This is a genomic window from Terasakiella sediminum (genome assembly GCF_033100395.1).
In the GTDB taxonomy this organism is placed as follows: Bacteria; Pseudomonadota; Alphaproteobacteria; order Rhodospirillales; family Terasakiellaceae; genus Terasakiella.
The window spans coordinates 47,727-61,802 of record NZ_JAWLVJ010000013.1; the positions used below are offsets into that span (position 1 = coordinate 47,727).

The window sequence follows — 14,076 nt, forward strand, 5'->3', positions numbered from 1 at the left end:
GACATGTGTGACAAATTCAGGTCTCATACAGTTCATTTTAACGATAATTCTTCATGGTTAGACGTTGATCTGGTCTTGCTGGGCGGCAATACGGATACGAAATGCATGACGTTCGGGATCTGAAAATTCAGATCGACCGTGTAAACATTCGTGATTATTCAACGCTAGCATGGAATCACGTTCAACAAAAGCCGACAAAGCAGGTTGTGGTTTAAAAAGTTCTTCCGTAAACAAATTTAAGGCTTTGCGGACTGTTGGTGTGTCTTTTTCCGGATGCAGTTTAAAGCCGCGTTCCAAGGTATCTTTGCGATACCGGATATGGGGACGTTGGGCGAGAATAGGCGCAAAAGTCACTTCTTCTGCTGTTTGTGATCCATCCGATGTAAAGGTCATGGGGATGCGGAATGGAAGTTCTTCTGTTTCCAGCACATCCAGCGCCCAGCGGCCATCCTGTGTTTTGGACATTTCTTCTTTGATCGAGGTTACGTCACGGCAATAAGAAAGACCGCCGCCGCATTTTGCGGGCTGGTTATAATAAAGCAGCATAAAACGTTCCGGGTCTTCGTAATATTGGGTGTCTGTGTGAAGGGCGGCTTCATAAGCGTGTTCGGAAAATGTCGGCACATGGCCTTTTTCCATTTTATCGCCAAGCGTACGGATGTCCCAGACGACTTTTTTATCGACCTGATCGGTTGGTGTGGGGGAACCCATGGATAAAGACAGGGCAAACAGAACGGCAGAACGCGTATCCAGGTCAAGATGATCGATCCAGGTCCGTTTGATCAGCATAAGGGAATAATCCTGATCCAGACGTTCGCGCAGTTCCAGCCCCAATTTTGCAAGCGTGGGGGCGGCTTCCTGTAGAGCCAGGCGCAATTCGCTTTCTTTTTCGTGCGGGACGAAGACGGACTGGCTTGCTTCCCCATAGTAGTGGCGCAAGGTTTTTAACGTCTGATTTCTTTCAGCCTCAGACAATGGGGCGATTGAAAATTCTGCCGCGCGAAATCCGAGATTTTGAATATGCGTTAACATCAGGTCTATTCCTTATATTGATGTTTCAGAATCATCTTTGAAATGATGCTGTGCGTTGTTTAAAAGATGACGTAATCCGCTGACGGGTACATCAGGCCAGCTAAAGCCAATGCGGCTGAGCAAGGTCTGTGTCCGTTCGGTTATAACTTCGAGTCTGCGCCCTCTTGGTTGGGGGGCTTCCCCGCGGGTGAGGTACATGGCCTCAACCAGATCGGATAATGGTTCGTTATAGACTGGATCATCTGAAACTTTGATCAGATGGTCGATAAAATCGCCAAAGCTGCTGGATTCAATCCCTTCAATTTCCATATCTTTTCTGGTTAAAAGATCGGAAATTGTGTGCATGAAATGATGTTCCAGATGATGGGTTTCATGTTTTAAGGCATTTGTTTCAGAAATCATCACCAAGGCTTTTGCCAGATAATCCACATGGCAAAGCCAGACGTGCAAATCCTTCGGCACCTTTCCCAGGCGAATGAAAGATGCCAGCTGTCGGAAAAAGGCATTGGTTTTGACGCCTTTTTGCAAAATCGGATTTTCAGCAGAAAAGACGATGTTGCCCACCCGGTGGATGGTTGCATTTGTCAGGCGATCACGTGCGGCAATTACGCATTTTTCGGAATCCTGCTTGGTGCGTATGTAATAGTTTTCCGCTGGTTTTTCCGGCACCGGCGTATATTCGCTAAACAGCTCAAAGGTATTTTCCGGTGGTGTCCCGGCAACTGAAATGGTTGAAACATGATGAAAATCTGCCGGATCATTCGCGCGTGTGGCGGCAAGGTCCAGCAAGCGTTCGGTCGCTGTGACGTTATCGGCATAAAGTTCGTGATAATGCCCGAAGTGATTAACGTTAGCCGCACTGTGATAGATCGCATCAATATTGTTTGCGATGGTTTGGTAAACTTCATCCGTCAGGCCAAATTTATCCTGGCGTAGATCAGCGGAAAGAATGCGAAGGCGTGCTGAATTGGCAAGCTTAATGGCTTCCGCATCCCCGAAATAAAGGGCGAGAACTTCCTGCAGGCGTTTTTGTGCCGCCTGATTATCCGATGCGCGCACAAGTGCAGTAACCTTGCGGTCTTCATTAGCCATCAGTTCACGCAAAAGATAGGCGCCCAGATATCCGGTTGCCCCTGTGATCAGCACGTTTTTATAGATTTTCCGTTTGGACAGGTTCAGATCGTCATATTGGGCATTGCGCTGATGATAATCCGTCAGTGGCCAGGAAAGCGCATCGTTCATTTCTGCTTCATAGGTTGCAAGTCCATCATCATAGGCCTGCCAATGGGCCTTGGCGGCTTTCAATCCTTCAAGGACATGATGTGGACGTGGGGTGCAGCAGGCAGCAAAGTCGGCTAAAACAGGGTTTTCGTAGAAATCGTTGATGCTACATTCATAGTCGCTACGCAGCGCATTGATCACCGCGATCACTCGCAGGCTGTCCCCACCCATGGCGAAGAAATCATCTTCACGTGCGACTTTGCGCCCAGGGAAGTGACTTTCCCATAATTGGGCAATGCGTCGTTCCGTATCATTGGCAGGCGGGGTGCGGTTTAGCGCATCATAACCGTCGTTAAACTGCTTGAGGTCCTGCGCCACAGCCAACAAGGCTTTTTGATCCACTTTCCCCGATAGATTAACCGGAATTTCATCCACCTTGATCACACAGGTCGGGATCATGTAATTGGGAAGGTCCTGACTTAACAAGGTCTGCCAGTCAGCCTGTGAAGGTTCTGGTGTTGATCCTTTCAAGGCAACAAAAGCCCAAAGGGTCTGCGTGCGGTCTTCAGCCGTTTCGACCAGGGCAACAGCCTGTTGGACGTCGCAGTGTTTTTCCAGCTTGCTTTCAATCTCACCCAGTTCTACCCGTTGGCCGCGCAGTTTCACCTGTGTATCGGCGCGTCCTTCAACCAACAGGTTGCCGTCAGCCGTCCAGCGGCCCAAGTCACCTGTATCATAAAGGCGACCAAATTGTGTTTCCACAAAGACTTCATCTGTCTTTTCAGGCAGGTTTAGATAACCAATCCCCAGACTTTCCCCACCGGTCCAGATTTTACCCTGTGAACCCGGTGGCACGGGGTTGTGTTTGTCATCCAGAATATAAACGGCAACATTAGGCATGGGCTGCCCAGCGTGGAAAATGGTTGTATCCGGTGTCAGATACCCCAGCGCAGTGGCGCCACTGTTTTCCGTTGGGCCATAACCGTTTACATAATTCAGGGATTTGGCGTAATGGGCGACATCACTTGGGATCGGTGGCTCGCCAATGGTCATGATGCTTTGCAGCGTCGGGAAATGCGTCTGGTTAAACAGCCGCAGATAAGAAGGCGGCAGGGTAAAATGCGTGACGTTATATTTTTGAAGGCTGGCTTTGATACCTTCAATATCATTCATCTGCTCACGCGTGATGGGATAAATTGCCGCCCCATGGGTCCAGCACATCCCCACATCGGAATTCCAGGCATCAAAGCTGGGGGAAGAACTGATGATCAGGCAGCTTTCATGGGTGATGTTCAGCATTTTCGCAATGCCGTTGGCGAAGTTGTTCCAACCCCGGTGTGGGATCAAAACGCCCTTTGGCGTCCCTGTTGAACCCGACGTGTAAAGGATATACGCAGGGTCATCTGCGTCGATGTCCGGGAAATCAATGTCTGGAACATCGTCGCCAAGCTCCGTTGGACGTACCATCGGCAGGTGCTGCAATTTTTCCGGCACTTCATGATCATCCAGCACCACAAGTAATGTGGGATCAGCATCTTCACACATGTAAGCCATGCGATCTTCGGGCAGGCTTGCTGTAATAGGTAAATAGACAGCCCCAGTTTTCCAGATCGCCAACGCGGTTTCCGGCAGGCGAACAGATCGTTCAGACAAGACAGCAACGACACGGCCTTTTTCAGCCCCTGCTTTGATCAGATGTTTGCCAAGGTCATCTGTCAGGTGATCCATTTCCTGATAGGTAATGGTGCCATCTTCGCCCACAAGGGCAGGGCGGCTGGGGTGACGTTGGGCCTGTTTGCGGAAACAATCGGCGAAGGTATGTGCTGGCCAATCCTGTTTTTCCCCATGGCGGTCTTCCAGCCAGGCTTTTTCTGTTTGGGTCAGTTTAGGAAGCGGCGAGTCACTGCGCAGGTCTTTATAGCCCAGCTGCTCCGCCCAATAGTTGATGGCTGTCAGCCAGTTTTCAGCCGTTTGTTGTTCATATAAATTGGCATTTACAAACAGGATCAGATCGCGTGATCCATCATGTCGCCCTTCATGGATCAGGACTATATCCTGCGCCGGGCCAGCCGGGCGCAATTCATACTTGATGGCGTGATCGGATGGTTTGGTGTGTGATGCGCTTAAAGACCAGTCAGTTGGAATATCTTTGACTTCAACAGCCGGGTTTTCAGTAACGGCAAAGTCAAAGACAGGCATGCGTGCAGGATGACGCGGTTCATCAACGATTTCGTTAAAGTCTTTGCTAATGCGACCAAAGGGATAACGCTGATGAGTCAGGCCGCTTGCGAGGTTTTTCTGCATATGACGGATGATATCATCAAAGCTTTTGGCATTTTCCAGATGGCAGGCAACGGGTAGCATGTTGATGTAATAACCAATGCAATCAGCCTCTGCTTTACTTTCCCGGCGCGAGGCCACAGTCCCTAAAGCAAAAGCACTGCGGCTTGTTTTGCGTTGGACTTCCATCGCCATCAAGGACAGCATGACAGCATGTAGGCTGGCATCGTTTTTACGCGCCAAATCTTGCAGGCCCATCATGATGTCAGCACTTAGGCGCAGGCGCAGACAATGGCTGCCTTTGGACTTTTGTGCTACGCGTCCGGTTGGACGTTTATGGTCCAGCGGCCATTCATCAAAGGCAGCAACATCATTGTGGGATGTTTGCGCCAGCCCTTCCAGCATCTCCATCCAATATCGACGATCATCTGCGCAGTCTTTACTTTGCAGGTAATCTACTTCTTTGGCAGCGGCCACATCAAAGGATTGCTGGGCGTCATCCATTGGCGTACCTCGAAGGGCGGCTTCCAGTTCTTGTGCGATAATGCCCAAGGACCAGCCATCTCCGATGGCGTGATGCAGCGATAGCCAGAAAACAACGGATGCATCTTCAAGAATGACAAGGCCTGCGCGCCATAAGGGGCCTTCGTCCATCTTAAATGGCTGAGATTGCCAGGTCAGGATATCATCTCGCACAGCATTGAAATCACGGGCATGGCTGACCGTTAAGATGGTTGGCATGTCGGATAAATGTCTGGTACGCAACAGCCCATCTGTATCTTCAAAGAAAATGGTGCTGAATACATTGTGACGCTGGATCACTTTCTTCCAGGCATCAGACCAGATTTTCGGACTGGGCGGTGTACCCGTGGCAGTTAAGGTGAGGGCCAGGTTAAAGCCACGGGTATCATGGCCTGCCTGTTCAGCAATCCAGAATTCGCGCTGTCCTTCGGTCGCCAGGTCACTGGTTTTGGCTTGATCCTGTTCGGCCTTCTCAGCAAGGCGCACCCGTTCACTAAAACCAGCCAGAGTTGGAACGGTAAAGAGTTCACGTGCGGGAACCGGATAATTCAGTTTATTTTCCAGATCATTGGCAACCGCAATGGCCAAAAGACTATGCCCACCAAGGGAGAAGAAATTATCTTCCAGATGGATGTCACCGCAGTTCAGATGAGAGCGCCACACATCCGCGACCAGACATTCCACCGCATCAGTTGGTTTGGTGCGCTGGTCGTTTTGAGTGCGGGTACCGACTTGATCCAGCAGGACTTTTTTATCAACCTTGCCTGCATGGGTAACTTTTATGTCGTCAACAGGGATAATGGCTGTTGGGATCATGTAAGCAGGCAGGCGTTCTTTCAGGTAAGGTCCCCAGAAATCTTCTTCGGGTGCCTTACGGCCTGCTTCCAGTTTGATAAAGGCGTAAAGCTTGTGTGATCGGCTATCGGTACGATCTACAATTACAGCTGTCTGTGCGATATGGGGATGTTGGGAGATTACGGCTTCAATCTCGCTCGTTTCCACCCGGATACCGTTCAGTTTGACCTGATCATCGATCCGGCCCAGCAGTTCCAGTTGACCATCTGCGTGCCATTTTCCCAAATCACCCGTGCGATATCGACGGCCATCTGCGGTGTTGATAAAGGCGTGTTTGGTCTCACCTGGGCGATTGAGGTAACCTTCGGCCAAATTCTCACCACCCAGCCAGACTTCACCCATCATCCCAAAGGGAAGGCGTACGCCCGCTTCATTACGGATTTCCATCAAGGTGTTGGGCAGCGGCGTTCCACAGGTAAAGCTGTCGGTTTTGTCTCCATCCAGAATGACCAGGGAACTGGTGATGGTGTTTTCCGTCGGGCCATAGGCGTTATAATATTTGTGACGTTTGGCATAGATTGCCACGTCTTGTGCGAAAGGTGCTTCCCCGCCCGTTACCAGAATGCGCACGCTTGGCAGTTTCACGCCATCCAGCAGTCGCAGATAGGTCGGGGTGATATCGACGATGGTGATCTCCAACTGATTGATCATCTCGACCAGCTTTTTCGGGGCGCTCAGGGTCTCATAAGAAACCGGACTTAAGGACGCCCCGACAGAGAGTGGCACACCGATATCAGAAAGCGATACATCGAATGATGGGGAAGAGAACATCAACGTACGATCAGCCGTTGTCATGTCATATTCTTCAATCATCCCCATGACCAGATTGACATAAGCGCGATGTCCGACCTTTGTGCCTTTCGGGCGTCCTGTTGAGCCAGAGGTAAACAGGATATAGGCAGTTTCGCACGGTTTGATATTCTGTGGCTTGGTTGCGGGTAAATCGTTGTCCAGATCACTTAAATGCAGAATAGTCGAGACCTTGTTTTTCAGATCAGGGGCAATCTCGTGATTGTCCAGTACGATCAAAATGTCAGCCTGTGCATCCGCTGCCATATCTGTAAGGCGCGGACCCGGCAGGTCGGCGGCCAACGGCAGGTAGATGCCACCTGCTTTCCAGACAGCCATCATGGCTACAGAAAGTTCGGCAGATCGATCACTTAAGACTGCAACCACATCGCCGGATTTTAGCCCTGCATTTAAGAGGCCATGAGCCAGTTTGTTGGCGGCCTGATCCAGTTCGTTATAGCTGATTACCCCATCTAGTTTACGGATGGCAGCCGCTTCAGGAGTATTCAGCACATGCTTTTCAAACAGTTCATGGACGGAATGGTCAGGACGTGCGCGAACAGGGCCTTGTTCAAAGCTGAGAAGCTGTTCTTCCTCAAACGGTAGCAGGGCGGGCAGTTTGTCACCAGCCCGGACCGGGTTTTGACCCAGCCAGCGTGCCCAGTCCGCCAGCGCTTTAAACCAAGTTTCGGATGTATCACGCTGATAAACTTCGGCATTTACATGCCATTCCATCAGCAATGATCCATCAGGCTGACGTTCATGGATCAGCACCATATCCTGGCCTGGCGGCCAGTCGGTATATTCATATTCCTGTTCTGCGCCTACAACGGCCGGGCGGGTAAAGACGCCACCGATGACTTCAGGTGCTGGGTTTTCTGTAACGACAAAATCAAACAGGGGGAAACGCAAAGGATGGCGCAGATGTGGACGTTCTGCCCAAACATCATGATAAATCTGCGCAAATGGGAAGCGTTCATGCTGCAAAGCCCCCATCAGGGCTTGTTGCGTTTCTTCCAGTAGATCGCCAAAGACAATATCGTCGTTTAACTGATAGGGCAGGGGCAGCATATTGACGAAACAGCCAACGACTTCGTTATCTTCTGCGGTTTCACGCGATGATGCGGTGGTGCCAAGTACAAATTCTTCCCGGCCTGTGCGACGTTTTGTCTCCAGCGCCAATAAGGTCAGCATCAGCGCATGCATACTTGCCTTGTGATCACTGGCAATCTGATAAAGGCCTTTGGCTGTGTCCGCATCCAGATAGGTCTTGATCCGGTGCGTGCCGATATAAGGTGTTTCTTCGCGTGACATATCCAGTGGATTTTCATCAAAGGCCACATCGGGCACCGGGGCCATGATGTTCTTCCAATAAGCGCGATCTTCCTCGGCAGCTGGACCTTCCAGATAGGCGTTATAGGCCGCACCCGTTTCATCCAGGTCGGTTTCCAGTGGTGTAAGCTCAATACCTTCGATGAAAGACGCCATATCATGCAGGATAATCCCGACAGATCGGCCGTCTCCAACCGCGTGATGAAGCGCTAGCCAGAAGGTGGTTGTCCCGGTTTCACGCTCAGAAATCACGCCCGCGCGCCAGAGCGGGGCCTGTTCCATCGCCAATGGTTCACTTTGCCACTTGCGCACCATTTCGCGCAGTGTTTGTTGGTCCGCAACCACCGTGTGGGCAAGCTTGGCATCGGTTTGACCAACCAGGCGACGGCGTAAAATACCTTCGCCATCTTCACGGTAATAGGTGCGCAAGGCCCCATGGCGGGCAACAACTTTGGCCCAGGCTTCATCCCAGATTTCAGCAGACGGCACATCGCCATGGACGTCCTGTTGCACCAAAATGATAAAGGTCCGGGTATCAAGTCCTGCTTGTTCCGCCGTCCAGAATTCCCGTTCCCCTTCAGTTGCGATATCTGATCGTTCTGCCGCATCCGCGCTGGCTGGGGCGGACGCCGCGACTTTTTCCGCAAAACCAGATAAGGTTGGCGCACCAAAGAGATCGCGTGCAGCCACCTGTCGGTTCAGCTGTTTTGACAGACGGTGTGCGATGGTTACGGCCAGAAGACTGTTACCGCCAAGGGCAAAGAAGTTATCTTCGCGATGAACCGAAACATTCAGCATGTCCTGCCAGACTTCGGCGACCGTTGATTCAATGCCGAGCATGGGCGGTGTCAAATCATCCGGCTGGCTTTCCTGTGGGGCAAGGGCCAGCAGGGCATTGCGATCCAGCTTGCCGGACTGATTGACCGGGATATGGTCCACCACACTAATCGCTGCCGGAATCATATAGGGCGGCAGATGTTCGCCAAGGGTTGCGCGCCAATCCGCAGGTGTGCGCAGGTCTTGTCCGTCATTTAAGCGCACAAAGGCCTGCAGGGTTTTTGTACCTGCTGCGGCTTCATGTAACAGAATAACCGCTTCGGCAACCTCTTCCATCTTTGCGACGGCTTGTTCAATTTCTTCCAGCTCCAGACGCTGACCATGCAGTTTGACCTGGTGATCCATTCGTCCGGCAAGTTCCAGTTTGCCATCGGTTGTCCAACGCCCCAGATCACCCGTGCGATAAAAACGCCCATTATCTGTGAGGACAAATCGATCAGCTGTCAGGTCCGGCTTGTTCAGGTACCCTTTACCGACGCCAACACCACCCAGCCAGACTTCACCGATGGTACCCGGCGGAACGGGACTGCCGTCATCGCGACGAATGGAAATCACCTCGTTCGCACCGGGGCGCCCCACATGCAAGGCACGATCAGATGATGTGTCAGCGGGCACATGGGTTAGGCTGACGATGATGGATGTTTCGGTTGGGCCATAGGCGTTGAAGAAATCAAGTTCATGCCCATGGGCGGCCAAATCTTCATGGCTTGGTGTTTCCCCACCTGTCAAAAGGGCACGCAGGGAACCAAAGGGTTCATCCCGGCTGATACGCACATAGGATGGTGCGTGGAAGGCAATGGTCACGCCAACATCACGATAATATTGCTTCATCGCCCAGGGATCATCGCGTAATTCATGACTGATGGGGACCACGGCACCACCCAGCAGCAAACCCATCCCCAGTTCCCACAAGGACGCATCAAAACCTGAACTGGCAGCCATGGCGATACGATCATCCGCGTTAAACCCGATGGCTTCTTCTGTCATGAAAATGGCGTTGTTCATCCCGTCATGACAGCACAATACCCCCTTGGGGCGCCCTGTCGTGCCGGAGGTGTAAATGATATAGGCTACATCATCATGGGGCGCAGGAACATTTACGGCGCTGATGTCCTGTCCCAGATCTTCCGGGCGCAGAACTTTGGTCATGCGATCAACCAGATTATCCGGCACATGTGCATTTTCAACGCAGATGAGGATTTCAGCCCCCGCATCGTCGGCGATATAGGCCTGTCGTTCAGAGGGCACATCCAAGGCAAGCGGCAGATAATGCGCGCCTGCTTTCCAGACACCCAGAATAACGCTGGGTAGGATCATGTTTGATCCGGTCAGAACGGCGACTACGTCGCCTGCTTTAATGCCGTTTTCGACCAAGCCATTGGCAATGCGGTTGGCTTCGATTTCCAGTTCAGCCCGTGTAATGATCTTTTCATTACTGATGACAGCCGGGTGATCAGGGGCTTGTTTGACAAGGTCGCTGAACAATTCGTTAAACCGTTTGTCTTCGCGTTTGTTTGCAGGCCCGTTTTCCCATTTTTGCAGTAAGGCTTCTTCGTCGGGTAGAAGGGCAGGAAGGGCAGCGTTTGCACGGGTTAAATCTGCGGCAACCCAGCGCGCCCAGCCTGCAAATCCGGCCAGCCAGTCCGATGCGGTTTCTTCGTAATAAACATCCGGGTTCCAGACGAGGCCAAGTTCAAGCGATCCGTCTGCGCGCATTTCATGATGAAAAGCCAGTTCCAGACCCGCCGCAGGTTGCAGGGTATCCGTATTGCGCCGCCAGGGCTGAAGGGACAGGCCTTTTTCGTCATCGCTGTTATATCTGCTTGGGTTCGCGGTGAAGGAGATATCAAACAGGGTCGTGCGCATGGGGCGCACATCAGGATGGCGTGTTCTGAAGGTAGAGACAATTTCGGTTGCTGGAAGGTGGGCGTGTTGACCGACTTCACCCATATGCATCTGTGTGCGTTTAAAATCATCGGCGGGTGTGATTTGACCTTCAATCCGGTCCAGAACGGTTGGCACCAGATTAACAAACAGACCGACGACCGCCTCATTCCCCGCAGGCTGGTTGGTGATACCGGAACCGATGACAACGGTTTCTTTACCCGTGCGACGGCGAGTTTCATGGGCCAGAAGGGCAAGCAATAAACTGTGCAATCCCACGCCGTTCAGGCGGGCGAGTTGTTCCAGCTTGCTGACTTCTTCTGGCGATAATGTCTGATAAAACGGTTTTGCGATGGTGCCGGACGGGTCAAGCGGGCGGCGTTTATCCACGCCATAATCGCTAAAGGCTTCTCCATCCTGTGTGGAGAGCGCGCTTTCCAGAATATCCTGCCAGTATTGGCGGTCTGTATCGGCGTCCAGGCTGTCCAGATATTGCTTTTCAATATGGCTGGAAAGTGCTGTGCCGTTTCCTACAGCGGGCAGGTCATTGCCACACAGAATATCAAACAGTTCATTTTGCAGGACCTGTGCGGATAGGCCATCCACTACGCTGTGATGCAGGACAAACCAAAAGAGGGTTTTGGCATTTTCCTCCACACGAACCAGACCAGCGCGCACCAATGGGGCGTCATCAAGATTGATCGGTTTGGCAAATTGTTGGTCTAAAAGCGCACGCGCCTTGTCTTCTGTGGACGCCGTTTCAATGCTGAAGTCCACATCTGTCTGGTTTTTGATGCGCCAACGCAGTGTTTCATCCGGGGCTTCAAAAAATTCTGTGCGCAAGGCTGGGTGGCGGTCAGATAGCTGTTGCCAGGCGGCTTGCCATTGTGCATCTGCCCCGACATTTCCTTCGGCAACCAAAACACGTGAAACGACAGACCCTGCTTGGGATCGACCTAATTTCCAGGCCGTCCAGAAATCACATTGGACGGCACTTGCCAACCCTTCCTTTTCATCCAGAAGTGACAGTTCCTGAAGCGGGCGCAGGGTGTGTGCCTGGTCTTGAAGAACAGGATGGGCAAGCAAGGTATGTGGGGCCAGTTCTAAGCCTGCTTTTTTAAGCTGCAGACTGACTTGAATGGCTCCCAGGCTCGTGCCCCCTAAAGAGAAGAAGTTATCTTCAAGGAAGACTGTATCCAGTCCCAGAACTTGCATCCAGGCTGCGGCGAGGGCAGTTTCTTCTGCGCTTTCGGGTAGGGTGCCTTCATCACGATTGCTGAAACTGTTGGCGGCAAGTTCAGCGATCTTCATCCGATCTGCTTTACCAGCGGAACTGACAGGCATTTTATCCAGACAAATAAAATGGGCCGGGATCATATAGCCAGGAAGTTTTTCGGTCAGAAAACCGCGCCAGTAATCCAGTGACGGGGCAGGGGAAAGTTTGCTTTCCATTGCACCCGTCAGGCGTCCATTAACGAGAAGGGCGACGGCCTGATTGACATTGGGATGATCTTTTAAGGCATGTTCAATTTCACTCAGCGTAACAGCCTGACCATCAATTTTGACCACATCGTCACTGCGTCCCAGGGCAATCAAGTTGCCGTTTTTATCCCAGCGGCCAAAATCTTTTGTGCGGTAAGCACGGCCCCATTTGGTTTGAACAAAATTGTCTGCGGTCAGATCTGGTTGGTTTAGATAGCCGTTGGCGAGGCCGGGGCTGAGAATATAAATCTCGCCTTCTTCTTCATCACCGACCTGATCTTTATTTTCATCCAACAGCAAAAGGGTCGCATTTGGAAAAGCTTTGCCCGATGGTAAGGGGGAAGGGGTATCCGGGCTGACCTGATACATGGCGTAGGTGCCGCAGGTTTCGGTTGAGCCGTGACAGTTCCAATATTCGACAAACTGTGCGTAATGACGTGCATCCTCCAGATTGGGACGTTCCCCTGCGGTGAGGATGAGGCGCAGGCCCTTGGGGACAACATGGTTTAGAATTTTAAGGTAAGACGGGGTGAAAAGGGCAACGGAAACAGCCTGTTCTTCCATGACTTTGATGACCTGATCTGGATCGTCCAGTTGGTCCCGGTTGATGGCGACATGGGCCGCCCCGGTCATAAAGGTCAGGTGAACTTCACGAAAGCCAAGGATAAACCCGGGTGATGATGACAACAGAATGCGATCGGTTGCCACCAGTTTATGTTCTTCAATATGCCCTTGCACCATATTCACAATAGCGCGATGGGAAAGTTCCACTCCTTTGGGACGACCGGTAGAACCAGATGTAAAGAGAATGGCCGCACGCGCATCAATATCCGTAATGTTGGGGAAGGCACAGGCGTGCTGATTGTCATTAATGGCAAGGCTTTCGGGGCGTAAAACCTGCGGTGTACGCGTCAAACTGTCAGGCAGAGTAAGCCCATCAAGGATGATGACATGATTAATATTCGCCTGATCAATCATATAGTTCAGACGATCAACAGGGTGATCGGCAACCAAAGGCACATAAATGCCCCCTGCTTTATAGATAGCAAGGCAGGCCTGGGGGAGATCGGCGGAACGATGGACAAGCACCCCCACACTGGCACCCGGTTTTAAACCAGCGGAGATCAGGGCATGGGCAAGGGCGTCAGCTTTTGATTTTAATGTTTCAAATGTGATGGAGATTGGCCCGTTGATCAGGGCGAGGGCTTTGGGCGTGCGTGCGACTTGTTCATCAAAAAGCGTGTTGATACGGTGCGCAGGCCGTTTGCGTTCAGGTGCGGCAGCGATATTCAATGATGGTTGATCGTGTGGCGCCACCACAACATTTTCAGCTGCGTTTTGACCTGAAATGGACACAAGTTTACCCCTTCCCAAACATCGGCTGTTTGAGATTTATTCGTCTTTGGATAGATAGAAATTGCCCGAAAGCTGGATAAACCAAACTTTCGGGCTTAAAACTTAGGCTTTAGCAGTGGTGCTCTTTGCAGCCGTTGTCTTTTTCGCTGCTGGTTCAGCAGGTTCAGCTGGTTCTTCAGATTCAACGATCTCAGCTTCAACAACGTTAGACTTCTTGCTTTTCAGTGCGTCTTTTGCATCTTTTGCTACATCTGTTACGTGGTCAACAATGCCTTGGTCAGATACTGACTTGGAGAAAGAGTTGGCAGCAACAATGCCCCAACCGATTGGGCCTAAAAATGCGCGTGCGGCCAAACCAACGGCCATATGGGCAGCGCCTTCTTTTACACGACCGTCCATCAACAGGCTGCTGCCTGGCAGTACGGTTTCGCTGACCAGTTTGACACCATTTGAGAGTTGTTGCATTCCGTCACTCATAACTTTTTC

At 51.5% G+C, this 14,076-nt stretch carries 3 protein-coding genes; all 3 read right to left on the reverse strand.

Features of this window, described 5'->3' with window-relative positions:
* Positions 1-57: 57 nt before the first annotated feature.
* Complete coding sequence (locus RYZ26_RS11670) at positions 58-1,032, reverse strand: TauD/TfdA family dioxygenase (RefSeq protein WP_317683390.1); 975 nt, start codon at positions 1,030-1,032, stop codon at positions 58-60.
* A gap of 12 nt (positions 1,033-1,044) precedes the next feature.
* Positions 1,045-13,590: a non-ribosomal peptide synthetase gene (locus RYZ26_RS11675; protein WP_317683391.1), complete on the reverse strand. Its 12,546-nt coding sequence runs from the start codon at positions 13,588-13,590 to the stop codon at positions 1,045-1,047.
* 102 nt (positions 13,591-13,692) lie between these two features.
* A complete protein-coding gene (locus RYZ26_RS11680) occupies positions 13,693-14,067 on the reverse strand; it encodes a DUF6072 family protein (RefSeq protein WP_317683392.1) in 375 nt (124 codons plus the stop codon).
* Positions 14,068-14,076: the final 9 nt, after the last annotated feature.

Coding starts and splice junctions, on each gene's coding strand:
- RYZ26_RS11670 (WP_317683390.1), bottom strand. CDS start 1,032: ATGTTAACGCATATTCAAAATCTCGGATTTCGCGCGGCAGAATTTTCA.
- RYZ26_RS11680 (WP_317683392.1), bottom strand. CDS start 14,067: ATGAGTGACGGAATGCAACAACTCTCAAATGGTGTCAAACTGGTCAGC.